This window comes from Curtobacterium sp. MCBA15_004 (assembly GCF_001865055.2).
GTDB lineage: Bacteria > Actinomycetota > Actinomycetes > Actinomycetales > Microbacteriaceae > Curtobacterium.
In genome coordinates, this window is the sequence record NZ_CP126266.1 from 1,435,530 (window position 1) to 1,460,532 (window position 25,003).

General features: G+C 72.4%; 20 protein-coding genes. 17 read left to right on the forward strand and 3 right to left on the reverse strand.

Going from position 1 to position 25,003, the window contains the following annotated elements:
- Positions 1–62 precede the first annotated feature (62 nt).
- The 3 genes from QOL16_RS06825 (at position 63) to QOL16_RS06835 (ending at position 3,239) form a co-directional block, all read left to right on the forward strand.
- Positions 63–1,016 (forward strand): ROK family protein, encoded by a 954-nt coding sequence (locus QOL16_RS06825; RefSeq protein ID WP_065964879.1) that lies wholly within the window; start codon positions 63–65, stop codon positions 1,014–1,016.
- A gap of 38 nt (positions 1,017–1,054) precedes the next feature.
- Entirely contained in the window at positions 1,055–1,780 is a 726-nt protein-coding gene (locus QOL16_RS06830) for a 1-acyl-sn-glycerol-3-phosphate acyltransferase (protein WP_071285081.1), read from the forward strand.
- A 73-nt stretch (positions 1,781–1,853) separates the two neighbouring features.
- On the forward strand, positions 1,854–3,239 hold the full coding sequence (locus tag QOL16_RS06835) for a class II 3-deoxy-7-phosphoheptulonate synthase (protein WP_071285082.1): 1,386 nt from the start codon (positions 1,854–1,856) through the stop codon (positions 3,237–3,239).
- A 482-nt stretch (positions 3,240–3,721) separates the two neighbouring features.
- On the opposite strand, the gene pknB is transcribed toward QOL16_RS06835, so the two are convergent.
- Together pknB and QOL16_RS06845 are read right to left on the reverse strand one after the other, a co-directional pair.
- Positions 3,722–5,755 carry a Stk1 family PASTA domain-containing Ser/Thr kinase gene (pknB, locus tag QOL16_RS06840; RefSeq protein ID WP_071284920.1) on the reverse strand — a complete coding sequence of 678 codons (2,034 nt, stop codon included), beginning with the start codon at positions 5,753–5,755 and terminating at the stop codon, positions 3,722–3,724.
- Between the two features lie 129 nt (positions 5,756–5,884).
- Positions 5,885–7,186 (reverse strand): LysM peptidoglycan-binding domain-containing protein, encoded by a 1,302-nt coding sequence (locus QOL16_RS06845; protein WP_254780290.1) that lies wholly within the window; start codon positions 7,184–7,186, stop codon positions 5,885–5,887.
- A gap of 171 nt (positions 7,187–7,357) precedes the next feature.
- Here QOL16_RS06845 and QOL16_RS06850 point away from each other — a divergent pair, with 171 nt between their 5' ends.
- Positions 7,358–7,714 carry an Rv2175c family DNA-binding protein gene (locus QOL16_RS06850; protein ID WP_253181572.1) on the forward strand — a complete coding sequence of 119 codons (357 nt, stop codon included), beginning with the start codon at positions 7,358–7,360 and terminating at the stop codon, positions 7,712–7,714.
- Between the two features lie 169 nt (positions 7,715–7,883).
- Here QOL16_RS06850 and QOL16_RS06855 read toward each other — a convergent pair whose 3' ends face one another.
- Positions 7,884–9,002 (reverse strand): polyprenyl synthetase family protein, encoded by a 1,119-nt coding sequence (locus QOL16_RS06855; RefSeq protein WP_071247390.1) that lies wholly within the window; start codon positions 9,000–9,002, stop codon positions 7,884–7,886.
- Positions 9,003–9,194: 192 nt separating this feature from the next.
- On the opposite strand from QOL16_RS06855, the gene QOL16_RS06860 reads away from it, so the two are divergent.
- The 13 genes from QOL16_RS06860 to QOL16_RS06920 all read left to right on the forward strand — a co-directional run bounded on the left by QOL16_RS06860 (position 9,195) and on the right by QOL16_RS06920 (position 24,869).
- Positions 9,195–9,596 carry a DUF3040 domain-containing protein gene (locus QOL16_RS06860; protein ID WP_071284919.1) on the forward strand — a complete coding sequence of 134 codons (402 nt, stop codon included), beginning with the start codon at positions 9,195–9,197 and terminating at the stop codon, positions 9,594–9,596.
- A gap of 358 nt (positions 9,597–9,954) precedes the next feature.
- Positions 9,955–10,386, forward strand: coding sequence for a division/cell wall cluster transcriptional repressor MraZ (gene mraZ / locus QOL16_RS06865; protein WP_065960850.1), 432 nt, complete (start codon positions 9,955–9,957; stop codon positions 10,384–10,386).
- A 107-nt stretch (positions 10,387–10,493) separates the two neighbouring features.
- Positions 10,494–11,450 (forward strand): 16S rRNA (cytosine(1402)-N(4))-methyltransferase RsmH, encoded by a 957-nt coding sequence (rsmH, locus tag QOL16_RS06870; RefSeq protein ID WP_071284932.1) that lies wholly within the window; start codon positions 10,494–10,496, stop codon positions 11,448–11,450.
- Position 11,451: 1 nt separating this feature from the next.
- Positions 11,452–12,165, forward strand: a complete 714-nt coding sequence (locus QOL16_RS06875; protein ID WP_071284918.1) for a hypothetical protein — start codon at positions 11,452–11,454, stop codon at positions 12,163–12,165.
- A gap of 72 nt (positions 12,166–12,237) precedes the next feature.
- On the forward strand, positions 12,238–14,007 hold the full coding sequence (locus QOL16_RS06880) for a penicillin-binding protein 2 (RefSeq protein WP_083230083.1): 1,770 nt from the start codon (positions 12,238–12,240) through the stop codon (positions 14,005–14,007).
- Between the two features lie 14 nt (positions 14,008–14,021).
- Complete coding sequence (locus QOL16_RS06885) at positions 14,022–15,650, forward strand: Mur ligase family protein (protein WP_071284931.1); 1,629 nt, start codon at positions 14,022–14,024, stop codon at positions 15,648–15,650.
- On the forward strand, positions 15,647–17,143 hold the full coding sequence (murF, locus tag QOL16_RS06890) for a UDP-N-acetylmuramoyl-tripeptide--D-alanyl-D-alanine ligase (RefSeq protein WP_071284917.1): 1,497 nt from the start codon (positions 15,647–15,649) through the stop codon (positions 17,141–17,143). Before QOL16_RS06885 ends, murF begins: the two co-directional genes overlap by 4 nt.
- Positions 17,140–18,243, forward strand: a complete 1,104-nt coding sequence (mraY, locus tag QOL16_RS06895; RefSeq protein ID WP_065960856.1) for a phospho-N-acetylmuramoyl-pentapeptide-transferase — start codon at positions 17,140–17,142, stop codon at positions 18,241–18,243. The genes murF and mraY overlap by 4 nt, the downstream gene beginning before the upstream one ends.
- The gene (gene murD, locus QOL16_RS06900) at positions 18,236–19,762 is read left to right on the forward strand and encodes a UDP-N-acetylmuramoyl-L-alanine--D-glutamate ligase (RefSeq protein ID WP_071284916.1); all 1,527 of its coding nucleotides are present in this window, start codon (positions 18,236–18,238) and stop codon (positions 19,760–19,762) included. Before mraY ends, murD begins: the two co-directional genes overlap by 8 nt.
- Entirely contained in the window at positions 19,731–21,068 is a 1,338-nt protein-coding gene (gene ftsW / locus QOL16_RS06905) for a putative lipid II flippase FtsW (protein ID WP_083395076.1), read from the forward strand. The genes murD and ftsW overlap by 32 nt, the downstream gene beginning before the upstream one ends.
- Positions 21,065–22,168 (forward strand): glycosyltransferase, encoded by a 1,104-nt coding sequence (locus QOL16_RS06910; RefSeq protein WP_071247380.1) that lies wholly within the window; start codon positions 21,065–21,067, stop codon positions 22,166–22,168. Before ftsW ends, QOL16_RS06910 begins: the two co-directional genes overlap by 4 nt.
- Positions 22,165–23,568 carry a UDP-N-acetylmuramate--L-alanine ligase gene (murC, locus tag QOL16_RS06915; protein WP_071284915.1) on the forward strand — a complete coding sequence of 468 codons (1,404 nt, stop codon included), beginning with the start codon at positions 22,165–22,167 and terminating at the stop codon, positions 23,566–23,568. Before QOL16_RS06910 ends, murC begins: the two co-directional genes overlap by 4 nt.
- Positions 23,565–24,869, forward strand: coding sequence for an FtsQ-type POTRA domain-containing protein (locus tag QOL16_RS06920; protein WP_139197485.1), 1,305 nt, complete (start codon positions 23,565–23,567; stop codon positions 24,867–24,869). The genes murC and QOL16_RS06920 overlap by 4 nt, the downstream gene beginning before the upstream one ends.
- Positions 24,870–25,003: the final 134 nt, after the last annotated feature.

Consider the following 25,003-nt stretch of genomic DNA (forward strand, 5'->3'; position numbering starts at 1 on the left):
GCCCGGCGGCCCGGTCCGCCGCCGTCCCGGTCGGGTGCAGGGAGGCGGTAGGCTCGGTGCTCGTGCATGCCATCGGAATCGACATCGGGGGCACCAAGATCGCGGGAGCGGTCGTCACGGAGCTCGGCGAGATCCTCGCCGAGGACCGCGTCGCCACCAACGCGGCTGACCCGGACGCCATGCTGGACGACGTGGTGACGATGGTCACGCGTCTCCGCGCCGCCCACGACGTGGGAGCGGTCGGCGTCGCGGCGCCGGGCTTCATCGACGCCTCGCAGTCGATCGTCTACTACACGCCCAACATCCGGTGGCGGAACGAGCCCCTGCGGCAGAAGCTGCAGGAGCGGCTCGGCGACCTGCACATCACGGTCGACAACGACGCCAACGCGGCGGGCTGGGCGGAGTTCCGCTTCGGCGCCGGTCGGCTCGTGTCGGACATGACCATGCTCACGATCGGCACCGGTGTCGGCGGGGCCATCGTCACCGAGGACCGCCTGTTCCGCGGTGGATTCGGCACCGGCGGCGAGATCGGTCACCTCCGGATCGTGCCGAACGGCCTGCCCTGCGGCTGCGGTGCGCGCGGCTGCATCGAGCAGTACGGCTCCGGTCGTGCCCTGCAGCGCATGGCGAACGACGTCGCCGACGCCGGCGGCATCGGCTCGGCCCTCGCCGACGCCCGCGAGCAGAACGGCGGGCAGCTCGACGGCGGCATCGTCGGGGACCTCATCCTCGCCGACGACCCGGGCGCCCTCGCTGCCCTGCGCCGCCTCGGCCGGCACCTGGGCGAGGCGTGCGCCTCGCTCTCCGCCGTCCTCGACCCGCAGCTCTTCGTGTTCGGCGGCGGCGTCGCGAGCGCGGGGGACCGGCTGCTCGAGCCGATCAAGCAGGCGTACCTCGCGAACCTCCCGGCCCGCGGGTACCACCCGGAGCCCGACTTCGTCATCGCCGAGCTGGTCAACGACGCCGGCGTCGTCGGTGCCGCCGACCTCGCCCGCATCCACGCCCGCACGGCGTAGGGTCCCACCGGCACGTCCGTCGCGAACTGGAGTCGATGATGACCTACTGGCTGCTGAAGAACTTCCTGCTCGGCCCGCTCATCCTCACCCTCTTCCGCCCGTGGGTGATCGGCCGCGAGCACGTCCCCGCGAAGGGGCCCGTGATCTTCGCGTCGAACCACATCTCGTTCATCGACTCGGTGGTCCTGCCCGCGGTGCTCGACCGGCGCATCTCGTTCCTGGCGAAGAGCGACTACTTCACCGGCCGCGGCTTCAAGGGCTGGGCCACGAAGACGTTCTTCAACGCCATCGGTCAGCTGCCCATCGACCGGTCCGGCGGCAAGGCGTCCGAGGCGTCGCTGCACACCGGCCTCCAGGTGCTCGCCCGGGGTGAGCAGCTCGGCATCTACCCCGAGGGCACGCGCAGCCCCGACGGCAAGCTCTACCGCGGGCGCACCGGCATCGCGCGGATGATCCTCGAGGGCCGCGTCACGGTCGTCCCGGTCGCGATGATCGGCACCCGCGAGGTCCAGCAGATCGGGCAGCGGTTCCCGAAGCCGAAGCGCGTCGGCGTCGTGTTCGGCAAGCCGCTCGACTTCTCGCGCTTCGAGGGGTTCGAGACCGACCGCTTCATCCTGCGCAGCGTCACCGACGAGGTCATGCACGAGCTCGCCGGCCTGAGCCGCCAGGAGTACGTCGACGTCTACGCCACGAGCGTCAAGGAGCGCGCGAGCTCCGCACGCGAGCAGGTCATGCAGACCCGTCGGGGTCCGGCCGCCCGCTAGGATCTGAGGACCCCGGCACCCGCCGGACGACCTGTCCCACCAGGTCTGGAACCCAGAACTCCGAGGTACCGCCTTGCCCGAGACGCTCGACCCCGTCGCCCTGCACGATCCGGACGTCATCGAGGGCCTCGACCACTGGCGCACCCTGCCGATCAAGCAGCAGCCGACGTGGCCGGACGCCGCCGAGGCCGAGGCCGCCTCGGCCGAGATCGCCACGCTCCCGCCGCTCGTCTTCGCGGGCGAGGTCGACAAGCTGCGCGACCGGCTCGCCGCCGCGGCCCAGGGCCGGGCGTTCCTGCTCCAGGGCGGCGACTGCGCCGAGACCTTCGCCGGTGCCACCGCCGACTCGATCCGCGACCGCGTGAAGACGATCCTGCAGATGGCGGTCGTGCTGACGTACGGCGCCTCGATGCCGGTCATCAAGATGGGCCGGATGGCGGGACAGTTCGCCAAGCCCCGGTCGAGCGACTTCGAGACCCGCGGCGACGTCACGCTGCCCGCCTACCGCGGCGACATCGTCAACGGCTACGACTTCACGCCGGAGAGCCGCCGCGCCGACCCGCGCCGCCTCGTGCAGGGGTACCACACCGCCGCGTCGACCCTGAACCTCGTCCGCGCCTTCACGCAGGGCGGGTTCGCCGACCTGCGCCAGGTGCACTCCTGGAACAAGGGCTTCGCGTCGAACCCGGCCAACGCCCGGTACGAGCACCTGGCGAAGGAGATCGACCGCGCGATCCGCTTCATGGACGCCTGCGGTGCCGACTTCGAGGCGCTCAAGCACACCGAGTTCTACGCCTCGCACGAGGGTCTGCTCATGGACTACGAGCGCCCGATGACCCGGATCGACTCCCGCTCCGGCCAGGCGTACGACACCTCCGGCCACTTCATCTGGATCGGGGAGCGCACGCGCGACCTGGACGGCGCACACGTCGACTTCCTGTCCCGTGTCCGGAACCCGATCGGCGTGAAGCTCGGCCCCACCACCTCGGTCGCCGACATGCAGGCCCTCGTCGAGAAGCTCGACCCCGAGCGCGAGCCCGGGCGCCTGACGTTCATCACCCGCATGGGCGCCGGCAAGATCCGTGACGAGCTCCCGAAGCTGCTCGAGGCGATCAAGGGCATGGACGCCAACCCGCTCTGGGTCACCGACCCGATGCACGGCAACGGTCTGACCACCCCGACGGGCTACAAGACCCGCCGGTTCGACGACGTCGTGGACGAGGTCCTCGGCTTCTTCGAGGCGCACCGACAGGTGGGCACGTACCCGGGAGGCATGCACGTCGAGCTCACGGGTGACGACGTCACCGAGTGCCTCGGCGGCTCGGAGCAGATCGACGAGGCGACCCTGGCGACCCGCTACGAGTCGCTGTGCGACCCGCGCCTGAACCACATGCAGTCGCTCGAGCTCGCGTTCCTCGTGGCCGAGGAGCTCGGCGCGCACCCGTACGTGCGCGCGTAGTCCCGACGCGACCCGATGACGGACGGGAGGCGCGGTGCCAGCCGGCACCGCGCCTCCCGTCCGTCACGTGGTCACGCCCCACGCGTCGGCCGTCGGCCCGCCCGCCCCACCTCGCCCGCCAGGCCCACCCCGCCCGCCTGTTCGCGAAAGCGACAGATCACCGCGGATGGTCCGCGGTGATCTGTCGCTTCCGCGGACACGTCGGCGCCGGGCGGACGAGGACTGTCGCCTTCGCAGCACGGTCGAGCGGCGCGCCGTCGCACCCGCGCCGCCGTGCGGCGCACCCGCGCCGCCGTGCGGCGCACCCGCGCCGCCGTGCGGCGCACCCGCGCCGCCCGGCGGCGCACCCGCGCCGCACGGCGGCGCACCCCGCGCCGCACGGCGGCGCACCCCGCGCCGCACGGCGGCGCACCCCGCGCCGCACGGCGGCGCACCCGCGCCACGCTGCGGCGCCCGACGCCGCGCCCCGCGCGAGCCGGTGGCTAGAGGTCGTAGCGGAGCGTGATGGTGTCGCCGCGGTGCACGGTCGTGCCCTGCACCGGGTCGGTGGAGGACACCGGCAGGACCGACTTCCAGTCGCCGATGCGGCAGAGCAGGTTGGTGCACTCCGGGACCGAGACCTCGAGCCCGAGGTTCTCGAGCGTGGCGGTGGCCTCGTCGATCGTCTTTCCGGCGACGTTCGGCAGCGTGATCGGGGTCGGACCGCGCGAGACGACGACGTTCACCGCGCTGCCCTGCACGACGGGGGAGCCCTCGGCCTCGGCCGAGATCACCTGCCCCTTCGGCACCGAGTCGTCGTACCGTTGGGTCTGCTCGCCGAGGGTCAGTCCCACGCTCTCGAGCGTCGTCGACGCGTCGGCGACGGTCTTGCCCCGGACGTCCGGCACCGGGCCGAGCGAGACCGTGAGGGTCACCGGGCCGCGCTCCCCGTACTCGGGCACCTGGGCGAGGTCGACGGTCTGGCCGTCGGTCCCCACCCCGGTGGCGGCGATGACGGTGTCCTTCGGCGCGTCGGCCGCGAACTCGTAGCGGTCGTCCTGCAGCTGGAAGTCGTCGTCGAGCGCCGCGGTCACGGTGGACACCGGTTGGCCGACGATCGCCGGCAGGGTGATCATCCGCGGGCCGTCCGAGACGACGATCTGCACCGAGGTGCCCTTGCGGACCTCGCGTGCTGCTGCGGGCTTCGTCGTCGAGACCTGGCCGCGCGTGACGACCGCGTCGAACCGGCTCGCGGTGGCCGCTGCGGTCCGGAGGCCCTGCGCCTCGAGCAGCTGCCGGGCCTGGGAGACGGACTTGCCCGCGACCTCGGGGATGCGGACGTTGCCCCACGGGCCGGGGCCGAACGCCCAGCCGACGACGCCGGCCAGGACCGCGAGGACGACGACGATCGTGAGGACGATCCACCCGCGGCGTCGACGCTTGGCGGACTTGTCGGCGAGGCGCTGTCCTGCGGGGGAGAGCGCGCCGGGCTGGGAGCCGGTGCGGCGGGGGCCGGGAGCACCGCGACGGACCGGGGCGGACGGGGCGGACGGGGCGTCGGCGGTGGCGCGGGGGATGACGCTCGTCGCGTCGCCCGAGTCCGGCGCGGAGCCGATCGAGGACGGCGAGACGGCACCGGCCGGGAGGATCGCGGTCGCGTTCTCGGGGCGCAGCACGGCCGTGCGGTACTGCCCGGTCGCGCGCTGCTGGACGCCCGACATGTGGTCGAGCATCTCGCGGGCGTCGCGGGGTCGGTCCTCGGGGTCGCGGGCCGTCGACCAGGCCACGAGGTCGTCGAGCTCCGGCGGGATCCCGGGCGTCGACGCGCTCGGGGCCGGCACGGTGTCGTTGGCGTGCTGGTAGGCGATCTGCATCGGCTGGTCGCCCTTGTAGGGCTGCTCGCCGGTGAGCATCTCGTAGAGCATGATGCCGAGCGCGTAGATGTCGCTGCGCGAGTCGGCGGACCCGCGGGTGACGAGCTCGGGGGAGAGGTAGGCGATGGTGCCGAGGAGCGCCGCGCCGGTCGCGGTGTTCGCGGTCGTCGCACGGGCGAGCCCGAAGTCGCCGAGCTTGATGCGCCCGTCGTCGGCGAGCAGGACGTTCTCGGGCTTGAGGTCGCGGTGCACGATCCCGGCGCGGTGCGCCGAGGCGAGACCGGCGAGGACGGCCCGGAGGATGTCGGTCGCCTGCTCGGGCGTGAGCGCGTGGTGCTCCTGCAGGAGGTCCCGGAGCGTGATGCCCGGGATGTACTCCATGACGATGTACGCGGTGTCGTCCTCGGCACCCTGGTCGTAGACGCCGACGAGGTTCGGGTGGGAGAGCCGGGCGGCCGACCGGGCCTCCTGGATGAAGCGCTCCCGGAACGCCTGGTCGTCGGCCAGGTGTCCGTGCATGATCTTGATCGCGACCCGGCGCTCGAGCCGGACGTCGGTCGCGAGGTACACCGTGGCCATGCCGCCGCGGGCGATCCGCGAGCGCACGCGGTACCGCTGGTCGATCATGCGACCGATCATGGGGTCCGTGGCGTTGGTGGTCATCGGCGGCATTCTACGAAGCCGTCCTGGTCGGGCCCGCGCTGACGCACCGGTCGTTACCCGATCTCGATCTCGAGGATGAGTCGGGTCGGCCGACCGACCGGCTGCGCGTGTCCGCTACGGACGTCGGGGTCAGAGCGTGGCCAGGAGCGACTTCGCGGTCTGCTCCCACTTCGCGTACTCGCCCGGGTACGCGGAGACCTGCACGGCCTGCGCCGCGTCGGTCAGGGCCATGCCCGACCAGTTCGGGATCGCGAGCAGGCCGCGGGTCTTGCCCGGGTTGCCCTTGAAGAAGAGGCGCGTGGCCGAAGCCGGGTCCTGCAGCGTGGCCTTGTCGCCCCAGCCCTGGCTCGGACGCTGCTGGAAGAGGCCGACCGAGTCGCGGTCGCCGTTCGGCAGGTTGCGCAGGCTCGACTCCTGGAGCGCGGCGGCGAGGGCGATGACGATCCCGCGCTCCGGCACCCCCATGGACCGACCGACCGAGACGATCGTGGCCGCGTTCGCGCGCTGCTCGGCGGAGAGCGCGACCCCGTTGACGCTGGACTGGACGGGGCCGGCGACGGCGACGGTCGTCGGCGCGGACGCCGTCACGGTGGACGCCGGGAGCACGAGGGTCTTGCCCGCGTAGATCGTGCTCGTGTAGGTCAGGCCGTTCGCCGACAGGAGCGCCTTCACCGACACCCCGTTCGCCGTGGCGATCGCGGCGATGGTGTCGCCGGTCCGGATCTGGACGCTGCCGGCCCGCGCCGGAGCGCTCGCGGCGGCCGGTGCTGCGGTCGCCGCCGGAGCCGGGGTGGCCGAGACCGGCGCCGGGGCGGACGCGCCCGGGACGGTCAGGGTCTGGCCGGGGTAGATCGTGGAGCGCTGCGACAGGTTGTTCGCGCTGAGCAGCGCCGAGGTGGAGACCCCCACGCGCGCGGCGATCGCGGACACCGTGTCGCCCTGCTTGACGTGGTAGCTGCCCGTGGCGCTCGCGGTCGCGGTGGACGCCGGGCGGGCCGGCGCTGCTGCCGGGGCCGCGGGCTGCGACGCCAGGTGCAGGGTCTGGCCCGGGTGGATGATCGTGTTCCAGCCGAGGCCGTTGCGCACGAGGACGTCCTGCGCGGACAGCCCGAAGCGGGACGCGATGCCGGAGATGGTGTCGCCCTGGCGGACCGTGTACGTGGTCGGCGCCGCCGACACCGACGCGACCGTGGTGACGGTGGCCTGGCCGGGGCGCGCGACCGCGGTGCCGAAGACCGGGCGGTCCCCGACGTTGCGGTCCTGGTCGACCTGCCGCTTCTTCGCGGAGTCGTCGTCGTGCCGGGGCTCGGCGTGGGCGATCGGACCGGTGAGGCCGGCCGTCACCGCGATCGTGCCCGCGAGGACGATGGGCATGGTGGCGAACCGGGCGGATCGTGCGCGCCGGGCGACTTCGTCTGCAGCGTTGTCCACGGGTTTCTCCTGTCTGGGGTGAGCCGTCCTCGCGCGTGCGAGCACTCACAGGTGACTCCACGCTGGCATGGCGTGATTCCCAAGTCAACCAGAGAGTCGAGTGGGGTGCATGTGACTCGTGTGACGAACGAGACCGACGGCACCGGGCGTCTCCTCTGGCACGATGGGTCCGTGAGTGCTGCACCGATCGACGACACGACCCTCTCCGAGCGCTGGCTGACGGTCCCCGACCTGGTGGACATGCTGAGCACCAGCCCGGGGCGCATCCACCGCCTGTTCGAGCAGAAGACCCTGCTCGCCGCCCGGGTCGGTGGTGTCCTCCGGGTCCCGAGCGAGTTCCTGGACGGCCGCGAGCCCCTGCCCGAGCTGCGCGGGACGCTCGTCGTCCTCGGCGACAACGGCTTCACCGACGACGAGGCCGTGCGCTGGATGCTGTCCGAGGAGCCCGCCCTGGGGACCTCGCCGATCGCGGCGCTGCGCGCCGGCCGCAAGGCCGAGGTGCGCCGCGTCGCCCAGTCGCTGCTCTGAGGGACAGTCGCTGCTCTGACAGGCAGTCGCTGCCCTGACGGGCAGTCGCTGCCCTGACGGGCAGTCGCTGCCCTGACGGACCGACCGAAGACGGACGGGAGGCGCGTGGCGACCTCGCCACGCGCCTCCCGTCCGTCGGTGGGTCGCGTCCCGGGCTGCGCGTGCGTCGCTAGGCGACCCGGCGGCTGACCGTGTCGGCCAGCGCGAGGAGCTGGTCGCGCGCGGACGGCGTGAGCGGGGTCGCCTCGAGCGCGGTCTTCGCGCGGTGCACGTGCCGCTCGATCGAACGCTCGACCGCGGCGACCGCGCCGGACTCGGTGAGCGTCGCGCGGAGCATCTGCACCTGCGCCTCGTCGAGCTCCGGGTCGCCGAGGAGCTCGTCGAGGAGCTGCCGCGGGCCGGGGGACAGCGCCTTGCGGGCCGAGGCGATGAGGACGGTGCGCTTGCCCTCGCGGAGGTCGTCGCCCGCGGGCTTGCCGGTCACCTCGGGGTCACCGAAGACGCCGAGCAGGTCGTCCCGCAGCTGGTACGCGACGCCGAGGGGGAGGCCGAACGAGCGGAGGCCCTCGAGCTGGGCCTCGGACGCACCGGCGACCAGGGCGCCGATCACGAGCGGGGCCTCGATCGAGTACTTCGCCGACTTGAAGACGATGACGCGTTGGGCGCGGACGAGGTGCTCGGACTCGTCGATCGACGGCCAGGCGGTCTCCTCGTGGACGTCGAGGTACTGACCGGCGGTAACGTCGAGCCGCATCGCGTGGAACTCTCGCCGCACGATCCGGGCACGGGCGGGGTCGAGCAGGGCCAGGCCCTCGTCGAAGACCGCGTCGCTCAGGGAGAGCAGCAGGTCGCCGAGCAGGAGCGCGGAGTTCGTGCCGTAGAGGGAACGGTCACCGGCCCAGCCGGACTCGGCGTGCAGTGACTCGAACCGGCGGTGCGCCGCGGGGCGCCCGCGACGGGTGTCGGAGCGGTCCATGATGTCGTCGTGCACGAGAGCTGCGGCGTGGAAGACCTCGAGCGCGGCGGCGACGGTGACGATCGCCTCGGCGGTGGTCTGCCGGGACCCCTCGGCCAGGGGGTCGAACGAGCCCGACCGGCCCGCGACCGACTGCCATCCCCAGTAGCAGAACAGCGCCCGGAAGCGCTTGCCGCCGGACAGCAGGTCCCGCGCGTACCGGTCGAACGGCGCGAGGTCCGGGCTGATCGCGAGGAGCCGCTCACGCTGCTCGTCGAGGGCCCGTTCCACCCGTGCCGAAACGAGGTCCACTAATCGCGTACTCTCAGCCACGGTCCCTACCCTAGTGGAGCGGCTGAGACGTAGACTCGGTCCACTTCCGGCGGTGGTGCCGACCTGACTCCACCGACCCGCACGAACGGGCCGTGACCTCGGTCGAGCCGGAGCAACCAGTGCCCGTCACGACCGGTGCGAGCACGACCCGCGGTCACCAGGACAGCATCCCCAGGAACAGAGGGAAACAAGATGCCACTCTCGGAGCAAGAGCAGCGCCTCCTCGAGGAGATGGAGCGCAGCCTCTACCAGAACGACTCCGACTTCGTGGCGCGCGTCACGCGTCGCCAGGGCCGTCCGAGCTACACGACGATCACCATCGGGGTGCTCGGTGCCCTCGTCGGGATCGCCGTCCTCGTCCTCGCGCTCGTCCTCAAGCAGCCGTTGCTCGGTCTGCCCGGCTTCGTCGTGATGCTCGCCGGCGTGCTCTACGCGCTGCGTCCGGGCATGCGCATGCCGAAGACCGGTGCCGGGGCGCCCCGCGCCGGGTCCTCCGCGCCGGGTCGCCCCGCGCGTCCCGCATCGTCGGGCGGGTCCTTCATGGACCGGCTCAACGAGCGCTGGGACAAGCGCAACGATCCCGGGCAGCAGTAGCCGCTCCTCCACACGCCTCCACGGGGCCGGTCCTTCGGGACCGGCCCCGTTCGTCGTTCCCGGGGGTGGGGTGACGGACGGGAGGCGCGGGCGGGGCCGACCCGCGCCTCCCGTCCGGCGCGCCCTCCGACCGCCACCGACCTGTGGAAGTCCTCCACTTCCCTCCACGCGCGCCACCGCGCGCCCGATCGCCGTGTCTGCGCGGATCGGTGCCGCCCGTCCCGACATCATGGGCGCTCCAGGGGCCCCCAGAACGGGGGATCCGGGCAGATCGGGGAGCCCTGACCGTTCCGCGGGGAGCGAAGTGGAGTAAAGTGGGGAACACGACGGTCCGGTGGAGCGGAGGGGAGGCCCCGACGTGTTGCTCGGTACCCATGCCCCGAAGCTCGACGAGAAGGGTCGCGTGATCCTCCCCGCCAAGTTCCGGGACGAACTGTCCGGCGGGCTCGTGATGACCCGTGGACAGGAGCGTTGCGTCGTCGTCTACAGCGCGGACACGTTCGAGCAGCTGCACGAACGGATCCGCACCGCACCGATGACGTCGAAGCGCACCCGGGACTACATGCGCCTGTTCCTCTCCGGAGCGAGCGCGGAGACCCCGGACAAGCAGAACCGCGTCACGATCCCGCAGAACCTCCGCGAGTACGCGGGGCTCGAGCGGGACCTCACGGTCATCGGCAGCGGTGACCGTGCCGAGATCTGGTCGACCCCCGCGTGGGAGGCCTACTACGCAGAGGTCGAAGAGGGCTTCGCCGACAACGACGAGGAGGTGATCCCGGGGATCTTCTGATCCGCGGATCGGGACTCCCAGCCGTGGTGCCCTGACACACCTTCCCCGGTGTCAGGTCGCATGGATGGGGATCCGGGTGCGTGGCCCAGGAGGCCGAGGGGCTGCACATGGTCGAAGACCAGCCGAAGTTCCCGCACACGCCGGTGATGCTGCAGCGCATCGTCGACCTGTTCACACCGACCCTCGAGGGGCCGGGCAAGGTCGTCGTCGACGCCACGCTCGGCATGGGCGGACACTCCGAGGCGCTCCTCGAGCGCTTCCCGGAGCTGACCCTGATCGGGCTCGACCGCGACACCGACGCCCTCGGCATCGCGGGGGAGCGGCTCGCCCGCTTCGGCGACCGCGTGCGCCTCGTGCACACGGTCTACGACGGCATCGTCGACGCGGTCGAGGGCGAGGGGTTCCGCGAGGTCGACGGCGTGCTGTTCGACCTCGGCGTCTCGTCGCTCCAGCTCGACCGGGCGGAGCGCGGCTTCGCCTACAGCCAGGACGCACCGCTCGACATGCGCATGGACCGGACCGAGGGGCAGACCGCCGCCGACGTCCTGGCGACCTACGACGAGGGCGAGCTGCGCCGCATCTTCCAGCGCTACGGCGAGGAGAAGCTCGCCGGGCGGTACGCCAAGGCGATCGTCGCCCGTCGAGCCGAGCGGCCGTTCGAGATGTCCGGTGACCTCGTCCAAGTCCTGCACGACGCCACCCCGGTGGCCGTGCAGCGCCAGGGACACCCGGCCAAGCGCGTCTTCCAGGCGCTCCGCATCGAGGTGAACGCCGAACTGGCCGTGCTCGAGCGGGCGATCCCGGCGGCGCTCGACACGATCGCGGTCGGTGGTCGGATCGTCGTCGAGTCGTACCAGTCGCTCGAGGACCGCCTGGTGAAGCGAGCGCTCGTCGCCCGCACCACCTCGAGCGCGCCGGCCGACCTGCCGGTCGAGCTCCCCGAGCACGCCCCCACCTTCTCCCTGGTCGTCAAGGGCGCGGAACTGGCCGACGAGGCCGAACGCGCCGCCAACCCCCGTGCCATCCCCGTGCGCCTGCGTGCGGCCGAGCGGATCCGGAAGTGACATGAGCACGAACCTCGCACTCGTCGACCCTGTCGTCGCCCCGTCGCGTGCCCCGCGCCCGTCCCGCCACGACCGGCCGGAACTGGTCGAGGTCGCGCCCACGAAGGCCCAGCGCCGGGCACGGCCGCGCATCGCGTACGCCGTGGTCGCGGTGGCGTCGCTCGGCATCCTGCTGCTCGCGCAGCTCGGCATCAGCATGGTGCTCAGCCAGGGCGCCTACACGTTGTCCTCGCTCGGCGCCGAGCAGACGAAGCTCTCGCGGACGCAGCAGTCGCTGTCCGAGGACCTCCGGGTGCTCGACTCGCCGCAGAACCTCGCCCGCAACGCGCAGGCCCTCGGGATGATCGCGAACTCCACGCCGGTGTACCTCGACCCGAAGACCGGGCAGGTCTACGGGACGCCGACCCCGGCCGCCCCCGACGAGGCGACCGCGAGCACGGCGAACCAGGTGCCGAACGCACTGCTCGACCCGGTGCCGCTCGCCGCGGGCAAGGGCGACACCGCCACGAGCAAGGAGAACGGCGACGCCGCACCGGCGCCGACCGACACCGCGTCGACGGGCACCACGGGCTCCGCCGCCGGGACCGCCTCCGGCCCCGGCGCCACGAGCGGTGCCGCTGGGAAGACCGCAGGCGCCAGCGCGTCGGGCGGGGCATCGTCCGCGCCCGACGTAGAGTCCGACCCGAACCAGCTCCAGGCGCCCTCGACGCGGTGACCTGCGGCCCGGGACACGCCGTGACGTGGACCCCGGGCACCCTGACGCACCACACGGGAAGGACCGCACCGCGTGACCAAGACGATCCGCAGCCGACGACTGCGCTACAGCGTCGTGATGATCGCCGTCATCGCCCTCGTGGCGGTCTTCGTGATCCGGCTGGTCGACATCCAGGTGGTCCAGGCCGCCGACCTCAACGAGCAGTCGAAGGCCAAGCGCAGCATCCCGGTGACCATCTACGGCACGCGTGGCGAGATCGTCGACCGCAACGGCGTCGAGCTGGCCGACAGCGTGAACCGCTACAACATCACGACCGCGCCGCGGCTCGTCAAGGACTTCCGGGGGACCCTCGGCGGCACCCGCGTCAAGGACGTCACGGTCGACGAGGCCCTGCGCGCGATCGCGAAGGCGTCCGGCGGCGACGTCGCGACCATGCAGAAGAACGTCGCGGCCGACCCGCGGTCCGACTTCGCCTACCTGGTCAAGGGCCTCGACGTGAAGCGGTACGAGGCGGTGCGCGAGCTCGAGGTGCCCTGGGTCTACCCGGAGCAGCAGTCGGCCCGCATCTACCCGACCGGCGCGACGGCCGGTGCCCTGACCGGGTTCATGGGGACCGACGGCGCCCAGGCCGGGCTCGAGTACTCCTACAACGCGTGCCTCGCGGGGCGCAACGGCTCCGAGACCTACGAGCGCGGTGAGGACGGCGTCCAGCTGCCCGGCAGCACCGTGACGAAGACGCAGGCCAAGGACGGCGGCACGCTGCAGACCACGATCGACAGTGACCTGCAGTACATGGCCCAGCAGACGATCGCGTCCGCCGCCAAGGACCTGCAGGCCGAGTCGGCGACCGCGACCGTCACGAGCGTGAAGACCGGCGAGCTGCTCGCCGTCGCCGACTACCCGACGGTGGACCCGAACGACGTCGACGCGACGAAGGACACGGGGGCGTACGGCTCCCGCGCGCTGACCGCCACGTACGAACCGGGATCGACCATCAAGGCCGCGATCGCCGCGGCGCTCATCAACGAGGGCAAGTCGAGCCCGACCGACCGTGCGGTCGTCCCCTACTCGCGTTCGTTCCCGTGGGGCGGCAAGATCCAGGACTCGGAGTTCCACCCCACCGAGAACCTGACGCTCACCGGCATCCTGCAGAACTCGTCGAACGTCGGCATCACCGAGCTCGGTGAGCGCCTGTCGCAGCAGCAGCGCTACGAGTACATGAAGAAGTTCGGGCTGTTCGAGCCCGAGTCGGCCATCCAGTACCCGGGCCAGCCGTCCATGCAGTACGGCGCGAGCCCGGACTGGAGCAGCCAGACGAACATCAACTCGATGTTCGGCCAGGGCATCTCGACGACCGCGGTCCAGGTGGCGAGCGTGTTCCAGACGCTCGCGAACAACGGGGTCCGGATCCCGCTGCACATGGTCAAGGGCTGCCAGACGGCCGACGGCAAGACCATCGACGCGCCCGACGTGCAGGGCCAGCAAGTCGTCTCGCCCGCGGCCGCGAACCAGACCGTCAAGATGCTGCAGAGCGTCGTCACGGGCGGCACGCTCGTCGGCATGAAGCCGATCTCGGGCTACAACGTGGCCGCGAAGACCGGTACGGCCGAGGTCGCCGAGGGCTCGAAGGGCTACGGCGGTCAGCGCATCACGTCGGTGGCCGGAATGGCACCCGCCGAGGACCCCCAGTATGTTGTCACGGTGACGTTCACGAAGCCGCAGACCAACAAGTGGTCCAGCGGAGCGGCTCCGGCGTTCCGAACTCTCATGTCCCAGGTGCTCGAGAAGTACCGAGTAGCCCCCTCCACGGCCGAGGCGCAGCTGTACCCGTCCACGTGGTGAGGAAGAAGGAGCACTTGTCCGCACGGATCCCCCCGGTCCTCCGACCCGAACACCCGACCCCGAGGAGCGTGGCCGAACTCGCGAACGCGTTCGGCATGCGCGTCGTCGGCACGGTCGACGCCGTCGAGGCGACGGGCGTCACCCTGAGCGCCGCCGAGGTGCAGCCGGGTGACCTGTTCGTCGGTGTGCACGGTGCGAACCGGCACGGCGCGCAGTTCGCCGCCGAGGCCGCCGAGCGCGGTGCCGTCGCCGTCCTGACCGACGCCGAGGGCGTGGCACTGGCCGAGCCCGCGGGCCTGCCGGTGCTCGTGGTCGAGGATCCCCGTGCCGCACTCGGCGACGTCTCGGCCTGGGTCTACCGCACCCACCCGGACGAGGCCACCGACCTGCCGCAGCTGTTCGCCACGACCGGCACGAACGGCAAGACGAGCACGTCGTACATCCTCGAGGGCATCCTCAAGCAGCTCGGCCTCGTGTCCGGCCTGAGCTCGACCGCGGAGCGCCACATCGGGTCGCTCAGCGTGACGAGCCGGCTGACCACGCCCGAGGCGAGCGAGATGCACGCCCTGCTCGCCCGGATGCGCGAGTCCGAGGTCCGCGCGGTCGCCGTCGAGGTGAGCGCCCAGGCCCTCAGCCGGCACCGCGTCGACGGCATCGTCTTCGACGTCGCCGGGTTCACCAACCTGTCGCACGACCACCTCGACGACTACGCCGACATGGAGGAGTACTACCAAGCGAAGCTCCCGCTGTTCCAGCCCGAGCACGCCCGTCGCGGCGTCGTCTCGCTGGACACCGACTGGGGCCGCCGCGTGGTGCAGGACTCCCGCATCCCGGTCACCACGATCACGGTGCACCCGGACGTCGAGGCCGAGTGGCACGTCGACATCGTCTCGGCGCAGGCCGCGTACACCGAGTTCCGCCTGACCGGGCCCGAGGGCCGCGCGCTCACCACGCGGGTGCCGCTCATCGGCTGGCACATGGCCGCCAACGCGGCGCTCGCGATCGTCATGCTGGTCGAGGGCGGCTTCGAGCTCGGGGCGATCGCCCAGGCGCTCGAGTCGGGCCACCGCCGCTACCCGGACGAGACCGAGGACGGCCCCCGCGTCAGCGCGATCGAGTGCTACCTGCCGGGCCGCACCGAGCGCGTCTCGGGTGAGCACGGCCCGAGCGTGTACGTCGACTTCGGGCACTCGCCCGACGCCTTCGAGAACACCCTCGCGGCCGTCCGGCAGTTCACCCCCGGCCGGGTCCTGATGCTGTTCGGCGCCGACGGCGACCGCGACACGACGAAGCGCGCCGCCATGGCCCGCGTCGCCGCAGCCGGGTCGGACATCCTGGTCGTCACCGACCACCACCCGCGCTTCGAGGACGCCGCGAGCATCCGCAAGACCCTGGTCGACGCCGCACGCGAGGCGTTCCCCGACCACGAGACCTACGAGGTCAGCCCGCCCGAGGCCGCGATCCGCAAGGCCGTGAGCCTGCTCGGCGAGGGCGACTCGATCCTGTGGGCCGGACCCGGCCACCAGGACTACCGCGACATCCAGGGCGTCCGCACGCCGTACTCCGCCCGCGACGAGGCCCGCCAGGCGCTCCGCGAGGCCGGCTGGGAGCCGAACAGCGGCCCCTCGGAGGAGATCCGATGATCGCCCTGACCCTCGCCGAGATCGCCGCCGCGATCGGCGGCGAGCTCGTCAGCGGTGCCCCGGAGCAGGTCGTCGACGGCAGCGTCGAGACCGACTCCCGCCTGGTCGGACCGGGCAGCGTGTTCTTCGCGCTGCTCGGCGAGGAGACCGACGGCCACCGCTTCGTCCCCGCCGCCGCGACCGCCGGTGCCGCCCTCGTCGTCACCGAGCGCGCCGTCGAGCTGCCCGAGGGCTCCGACACCGCCCAGGTCGTCGTGGCCGACGGCTACGCCGCCCTCGCCGCGCTCGCGCACGAGGTCGTCGCCCGCGTGCGCGCCTCGAGCGCCGACCGGACCGACGAGCACGGCGCCCCGGCACCGCTCCGCGTGGTCGGGATCACCGGTTCGAACGGCAAGACGAGCACGAAGAACATGCTCCGCACGATCCTCGCCACCCAGGGCGAGACGGTCGCGCCGCAGGGGTCGTTCAACAACCACGTCGGCGCGCCGATCTCGATGCTCGGGATCACGCACGACACGCGCTTCCTCGTGGTCGAGATGGGCGCGAGCGGCAAGGGCCACATCGCGAAGCTCGTGACGATCGCCGAGCCCGACGTCGGGGTCGTCCTCAAGGTCGGACTCGCGCACGCCGGTGAGTTCGGCGGCATCGAGGCGACCCAGCGCGCCAAGTCGGAGATGGTCACCGACCTACCGGCCACCGCGACGGCCCTGCTCAACGTCGACGACGACCGTGTCGCGTCCATGTGCGCCGTCACGGACGCCCGTGTGGTCGGCTTCGGGACCTCCGCCGGCGCGGACTACCGCATCGGCGGCATCGAGACGGACCGCAGCGGCACCCGTTTCACGCTCACCGCGCCTCCCGTCCCGTCGGAGGCCGCGGCAGACCACGCGGCGGACACGGCGCCGGTCCCCGAGACCGTCGACGTCCGCCTCGCGATCCTGGGCGAGCACCACGCGATGAACGCGTCCGCCGCCCTGACCGTCGCGCACCTGTGGGGCGTGCCGCTCGCCGAGGGTGCTGCGGCGCTCGCGTCGATGACGCGCGCCGAGCGCTGGCGCATGGAGCTGCTCCAGGGCGGCCCCGAGGGCGTGACCGTCATCAACGACGCCTACAACGCGTCGCCCGACTCGACGGCGGCTGCACTGCGGACCCTCGCGCAGGTCGTGCGACCGGGGGAGCGCTCCGTCGCCGTGCTCGGCGAGATGGCCGAGCTCGGCGAGTTCTCCGTCGAGGAGCACGACCGCATCGGTCGGCTCGTCGTGCGGCTCGGCATCGGCCAGCTCGTGGTCGTCGGCCGCGGCGCGCTGCCCATCCACCAGGCCGCCACCCTCGAGGGATCGTGGGACGGCGAGTCCGTGTACGCCGAGGACGTCGACGAGGCCGTCCGCACCCTGCAGGACATGCTGCGTCCCGGTGACGTCGTCCTGGTCAAGTCCTCGAAGTCCGCGGAACTGCGATTCCTCGGCGACCGCCTCGGAGGTGTCACCGAATGATCGCGCTCCTGATCGCCGGCGCCGTGTCGCTGGTGTTCACACTGCTGCTCACGCCGTTGTTCATCAAGCTGTTCCACCGTCTCGGGTGGGGGCAGTTCATCCGCGACGACGGCCCGCAGTCGCACCACACCAAGCGCGGCACCGCGACCATGGGCGGCATCGTCCTGATCCTCGGCGCGGTGCTCGGCTACTTCGTCGGGCACCTCGTCGGCCGTGACTCGGTCACGCTGTCCGGGCTGCTCGTGCTGTTCCTCATGGTCGGGCTCGGGTTCGTCGGGTTCATCGACGACTTCCTCAAGGTCCGCCGTCAGCGCAGCCTCGGGCTCGGTGGCTGGGCGAAGGTCCTCGGGCAGGTGATCGTCGGCGTCGTGTTCGCGACGATCGCGCTCGTCGTCCCGACCGGCAACGGCAAGCCCCCGGCGTCCACGATGATCTCCGCGATCCGGGACGTCCCGTGGCTCGACTTCATGGCGCTCGGCACCGTGATCGGCACGATCCTGTTCCTCGCGTGGATCGTCCTGCTGACCGTGTCGACCTCGAACGGCGTCAACGTCGCCGACGGGCTCGACGGCCTGGCGACCGGGTCGAGCATCCTCGCGATCGGGTCCTACGTCATCATCGGGTTCTGGCAGTCGAACCAGATCTGCGGCGGCATCCGGCTCGACGAGACGACGCGCGCCGCCTGCTACAGCACCTCGGACCCGCTCGACCTCGCGGTCGTCGCGGCGGCCGTGTGCGGAGGCCTGATCGGCTTCCTCTGGTACAACACCTCGCCCGCGCAGATCTTCCTCGGTGACACCGGCTCGCTCGGCCTCGGCGGTGCCCTTGCCGGGCTCGCGATCCTCAGCCGCACCGAGCTCCTGCTCGTCCTCATCGGCGGTCTGTTCTTCATCGTCACCGGATCGGTCATCCTGCAGCGCGCGTACTTCAAGATCACGCACGGCAAGCGCATCTTCCGGATGAGCCCCCTGCACCACCACTTCGAGCTCAAGGGCTGGGCCGAGGTCACCGTCGTCGTCCGCTTCTGGATCATCGCGGGGCTGTGCGTCGCGGCCGGGGTCGGACTCTTCTACCTGGAATGGATCGCACGAGTTGGTTGACGCCCGTACGGAAGGTCTCGACAGCTGGTACGCCGAGGGGTGGAAGGGCCTGCGGGTCGCGGTCCTCGGGCTCGGCGCCACGGGCTTCTCGGTCGCGGACACGCTCGTCGAGCTCGGCAGTGCCGTGACGGTCTACGCGCCGGACGGTCCCGCCGACACGGTCGAGCTGCTCGACGTGATCGGGGCGCGCTTCGAGCGCACCCCGCTCGACGCCGTGCCCGCCGCGCTCGAGCAGCAGGCGCCGGACCTGGTCGTCGTCTCGCCGGGCCTGCCGCCGCACAACGCCACCGTCCGGTGGGCCGTCGAGCACAGCACGGTCTGGGGCGACGTCGAGCTCGCCTGGCGCGTGCGCGACAAGGTCGTCCGCGGTCCGATCGCCGCGCCGTGGGTGACCATCACGGGCACGAACGGCAAGACCACGACGACGCAGCTCACGACCGCGATGTTCCAGGCCGCCGGGCTGCGCGCGGTCGCGTGCGGGAACATCGGGGTGCCGGTGCTCGACGTCGTGCGCGACCCCGAGGGCTTCGACGTCCTGGTGGTCGAGCTGTCGAGCCACCAGCTGCACTACATGCCGACGACCGGTGACGGCGCGGTCGTCCCGCTCGCGAGCGCCTGCCTGAACATCGCCGACGACCACCTCGAGTGGCACGGCTCCGCCGAGGCCTACCGCGCGGCGAAGGCCAAGGTCTACGAGCGCTCCGTGATGGCGTGCGTCTACAACACCGCGGACGCCGCGACCCGTCGCATGGTCGAGGAGGCCGACGTGGTCGAGGGCTGCCGTGCGGTCGGCTTCACGCCCGGGCTCCCCGCAGCCGGCGACGTGGGCATCGTCGACGACGTGCTCTGCGACCGGGCCTTCACCGAGGACCGGCGGAACAGCGCGCTCGAGCTGGCGACCGTCGCCGACCTCGAGGCCGCCGGACTCGCGAGCCCGCACATGACCATGAACGTGCTCGCCGCGGCGGCCCTGGCCCGCGCGGCCTCGGTCGAGCCGGCGCACATCCGGGCCGCGGTGCAGGGTTTCCACGCCGACCACCACCGCACCGAGCACGTCGCGACCGCGGACGGCGTCACGTGGGTCGACGACTCGAAGGCGACGAACCCGCACGCGGCCACCGCGTCGCTCGCGTCGTTCGACACCGTCGTGTGGGTCGTCGGCGGTCTGTTCAAGGGCGTCGACGTCGACGGGCTCGTCGAGCGCTTCGGCCCCGACGTCCGTGCGGTCGTCGTGATCGGCACCGACCGGACCCCCGTGCTGGAGGCATTCGCGCGACACGCGCCCGCGGTCCCGGTCCTGCAGGTCCAGGCGACGGACACTGATCAGGTCATGCCCGAGGCGGTCCGGCATGCCGCATCGGTCGCGCGACCGGGCGACACGGTCCTCCTCGCCCCGGCTGCGGCGTCGTTCGACCAGTTCGAGTCGTACGCCGACCGAGGGCGCCGATTCGCGGCGGCGGTCCACGAACACCTGGGAGGCACAGCCGATGGCGACCACGGATCTCCCGAACGGGCGTAGCGGCCGGCAGACGACGACGCCGGGCACGACCGGTCGGGCCACGGGGACGGGTGCGTCCCGGCCCGCGGGTACCGGTGCGTCCCGGCGCCCGAACGGCGCGGTCGTCGCGGTCAAGAACGTCTTCGTCGCCGAGTCGAGCACCTTCTACACGATCCTCGGCATCACGCTCTTCCTGGTCGTCTTCGGCGTCGTGATGGTGCTGTCCTCGTCGAGCGTCGAGCAGTACGCCAAGACGCACGACTTCTTCGGGGCGGCCTCGCGCCAGGGCCTGTACGCGGTGCTCGGCGTCCCCCTCATGCTCGTCGCCAGCAGGGTCCCGGCCCGGTTGTGGCGGAAGTGGGCGATGCGCATCCTCGGCGCCGCGCTCGCCCTGCAGCTGCTCGTGTACACGCCCCTCGGCATCGAGGTGCAGGGCAACCGGAACTGGGTGGGCTTCGGCTCGTTCACCGCGCAGCCCTCCGAGGCGATCAAGCTCGCGCTGGCCCTCGGCATCGGCGCGATCATGTACGTCAAGCGCGACAAGCTCGAGGACTGGAAGGAGATCTTCGTCCCGGTCGGCATCGCCACGGTGCTGCCGCTCGGCATGGTCCTGCTCGGCGGCGACCAGGGCACGGCGATGATCATGCTCATCCTGGTGCTCGGTGGCCTCTACATCGGCGGCGCCCGTGCGCGGCACCTGCTCGTGATCCTCGGCTCGATCGCGGTCGTGCTGCCGTTCGTCACGATGGCGTCGGCCTCGCGCCAGACCCGCATCAGCGCGTGGCTCTCCGGCTGCACCGACTCGAACCAGTACCAGGACCTGTGCTGGCAGCCCGTCCACGGCATGTGGGCGCTCGCCTCCGGTGGCGTCTTCGGCGTCGGGCTCGGCAACTCGAAGGCGAAGTGGTCCTGGCTGCCCGAGGCGGACAACGACTACATCTTCGCGATCATCGGCGAGGAACTCGGGCTCGTCGGCGCGGTCGTCGTGCTGGCCCTGTTCGTGGTGCTCGCGGTGAGCATGGTCAAGGTCATCCGCCAGTCGAACGACCCCTTCGTCCGGACGGTGACGGGTGCGATCGTCGCGTGGATCATCGGCCAGGCGCTCGTCAACATCGCCGTCGTGCTCGGGCTGCTCCCCGTGCTCGGCGTGCCACTCCCACTCATCTCGGCCGGTGGGTCGGCGCTCATCATGACGCTCGTCGCCATCGGCGTCGTGCTGTCGTTCGCGCGGGACCTGCCCGGCAAGGGCCGTGGCACCGGGGCGAGCGGCACCGACCGCTCCCTGCCGTCGAACGGCTTCGCACCACAGAACGGAACGCTCCGGTGAGCACCTACCTCTTCGCCGGCGGCGGCACCGCCGGGCACGTCAACCCGCTGCTCGCCGTGGCCGACCGCCTGACCGAGCGCGACCCGGACGCCCGCGTGCTCGTGCTCGGGACCGCCGAGGGCCTCGAGTCGCGGCTCGTCCCGATGCGCGGCTACGAGCTGCTCACGATCCCGCGCCTGCCGTTCCCGCGGAAGCCGAACGCCGCGGCGCTGCGCTTCCCGGGCCGGTTCGCCGCGGCCGTGCGGCAGACCGAGCGCTACATCCGCGAGCACGGGGTCGACGTGGTCCTCGGTGTCGGCGGGTACGCGGCCGCCCCCGCGTACGTCGCGGCCAAGCGCACCGGCACCCCGATCGTCGTGCACGAGCAGAACGCCAAGCCCGGCCTGGCGAACCGCCTCGCGGCCTTCCTGACGTCGCACGTCGGGCTCACCTTCTCGAACACCCGGCTCCGGCACGGCCGGGTCGTCGGCATGCCGCTCCGCCGCGAGATCGAGTCGCTGGACCGACGGGCGCGGCGCGACGAGGGCCTCGCCGAGTTCGGCCTCGACCCGGCCCGCCCGGTCCTGCTCGTCACGGGCGGGTCCTCCGGGGCGCGGAGCATCAACCAGACGGTCAACCGGTCGGCGGCGACGATCGTCGGCGCCGGGTGGCAGGTGCTGCACGTCGTCGGTGGGAAGTCGGACATCGGGCCGAGCGACCTCGACGGCTACCACGTGCTGCCGTACTGCGACCGGATGGACCTGGCGTACGCCGCGGCGGACTTCGTCGTCTCGCGCGCCGGTGCCGGGATGGTGTGCGAGCTCACCGCGGTCGGCCTGCCGAGCGTCCTGGTGCCGTACCCGGTCGGCAACGGCGAGCAGCGGCACAACGCGGCCGACGTCGTCGGGGCCGGGGGAGCGGTGCTCGTCGCGGACGGGGAATTCGACGAGGACTGGGTGACGTTCCAGCTGCTCGGCATCCTGCAGGACCGCGCACGGATCGCCGACATGGCGGTCCGCGCGGGCAGCGTCGGACACCGCGACGGTGCCGACCGGATGACCGACCTCGTCCGGGACGCCGAGCGCGCCCCGAGCACCACCAGCACCACGGAGGAACGATGACCATCAAGCCGGACCTGACCCAGCCGATCCCGGACGACCTCGGTACGGTCCACTTCGTGGGCATCGGTGGCTCCGGCATGAGCGGCATCGCCCGCATGTTCCTGGCCGCCGGGCACCGCGTGACGGGCAGCGACTCCCGCGAGACCGCGACGACGGCCACGATGCGCGACCTCGGCGCCGAGGTGCACATCGGCCACGACGCGGCGAACGTCGGCGCTGCCGACACGATCGTCGTCACGAGTGCGCTCTGGCCGGACAACCCCGAGCTGCTCGAGGCGCAGCGTCGCGGCCTGCCGGTGCTGCACCGGTCGCAGGCCCTCGCGGCGCTGATCGCCGAGCACCGCCTCGTCGCCGTCGCGGGTGCGCACGGCAAGACCACCTCGACGGGGATGATCGTGACCGCGCTCGTCGAGCTCGGCCTCGACCCGAGCTTCGTCAACGGCGGGGTCATCCAGTCGCTCGGCACGAGCTCCGCTCCGGGCAGCAGCGACCTGTTCGTGGTCGAGGCCGACGAGTCGGACGGCTCCTTCCTGCTCTACGACGTCGCGGTCGCGCTCATCACGAACGTCGACGCGGACCACCTCGACCACTACGGCAGCGAGGAGGCCTTCATCGAGGCCTTCGTCACCTTCGCGGGCAAGGCGCGCGAGCGCATCGTCGTGTCGAGCGACGATGCGGGCGCGAAGCGGGTCACCGAGGGTGTCCGAGCGCTCGAGCACGCCCCCGAGGTCGTCACGTTCGGCGAGGCCGCCGACGCCGACGTCCGGATCGAACGCATCGTCGAGGCCGCGAGCGTGGAGGTGGACCTCCGTGCCGACGGCCGGAGCCACCACCTGACGCTCCGCGTGCCGGGTCGCCACAACGCCGTGAACGCGGTCGGCGCCTTCGCGGTGCTCACCGGACTCGGGGTGGCTCCGGCCGACGCGATCCGCGGCATCGAGGCGTTCGGCGGGACCGAGCGGCGCTTCGAGCTGCACGGTGTCGAGCGCGGCGTGTCGGTGTACGACGACTACGCGCACCACCCGACCGAGGTCGCCGCGGCCCTCCGTGCCGCGCGCAACGTCGTGGGCGACGGCCGGATCATCGCGATCCACCAGCCGCACCTGTACTCCCGCACCCGCCTGATGGCCGGCGACTTCGCGCGGGTCTACGAGGAGCTCGCCGACCACACGGTCGTGCTCGACGTGTACGGCGCCCGCGAGGACCCGGAGCCCGGCGTCACCGGTGCCCTCGTGCAGGAGCGCTTCGCCGACCAGTCGCGCGTCGAGTTCCTGCCCGACTGGGACGAGGCGGCGGCCCGTGCCGCCGCGGTCGCCCGTGACGGCGACATCATCATGACGCTCAGCTGCGGCGACGTGTACCGGATCATCCCCCAGGTGCTCGAGGCGCTCGGCAAGTGAAGCGTCCCGAGGGCTTCGACGAGCGTCCGGACCACCCGGACGCCCCGGCCGACGGTGCCGACGCGCCACGGCAGCGTCGTGGTCCCCGGATCCCGCGGCGTGCGTCCCGCGCGGTGCCGGCGGACGGCCGGGAGGCGCAGCCCGCTCCCGCCCCGTCAGCCGCGGTCCCCGAGACGGCGGGTCGACCGCCCGGTGCCGCACCCGACGCCGGGCACGACGAGCAGGCGTCGGCCGACGGCGGGTCGGTGCGGGACCGCGCCGGTGCCGCCGCGGGCGTCGCCGGCCGCCGGCTCGGCGCCGGGCTGTCCTCGGTCGCCGAACGACTCCGCGGGTACGCTCCCGACGAGGAGCACCGTCCCGCTGGGTCCGGCCGTGCCGAGCACGCCGACGACGACCGGGGCGACGGGGGACGCGACCACGTCGCGACCGTCACCGACGTGCTCGACGCGCACCGCGCCTCCCGGCCGTCCGACGACCACGAGGACCACGCGACCCCGATCGGTGCCGGTGTCCGTGCCGCCGAGACGGCGCGCGAGGCGCGCGTCGCGAAGCGTCGGCGCCGGCTGCTCGAGCGCAACGAGGTGCGCCGGTTCACCCGGCGCTCCCGGCACCGCCGCGCCGCCTGGACCACGGCGGCCGCGGTCGTCGTGGTCTTCGGCGCCTCGTTGCTCGTGGCGGTCTACTCGCCGCTGATGGCGTTGCAGACGATCGAGATCAAGGGGACGAACCGCGTCGACGAGACCGCGCTGCGCCAGGCGCTGTCCGCGCAGCTCGGCACGCCGCTCGCCCGCCTCGACCTCGGCGAGGTCAAGCGCGAGGTCGCCGGGTTCCCGCTCATCGAGAGCTACGTGACCGAGGAGGTCCCGCCGCACACGCTCGTGGTGACGGTGACCGAGCGCACGCCCGTCGTCGCGGTGCAGTCCGGCAGCGCGTTCGACCTGGTGGACCCGGCCGGCATCGTCGTGCAGTCGTCGCCCTCGCGGCCGGACGGGGTGCCGCTCGCCGACGTGTCGCGCGCGAAGCTCGGGTCGCCGGTGTTCCGCACGATGACCGAGGTGGTGCTCGCGCTGCCGTCGGCGGTGCGGTCGCAGGTGACCGACCTGCGCGCCTCGACGGCCGACGACGTGACGCTCACGCTGCGCGACGGGTCGAACGTCGTGTGGGGGAGCCCGGAGGACTCCGAGGCGAAGGCGGCGCTGCTCGCCGCGCTCGTCAAGGACCACGAGGGCCGCGCCCCGGGGACGCCGGTCGAGTACGACGTGTCCGCGCCGGACAACGGGATCGTCCGCGCGAAGCAGTGAGCCGGGCGACGGGATCGTCCGCGCGGAGCAGTGAGCCGGGCGACGGGATCGTCCGCGCGGAGCAGTGCGCCGGGCCGCACGGCCCGGGTGTCGGGGCGTGCGGCGGACCGACCGCTGGCGGCTGGTCCGGGTGC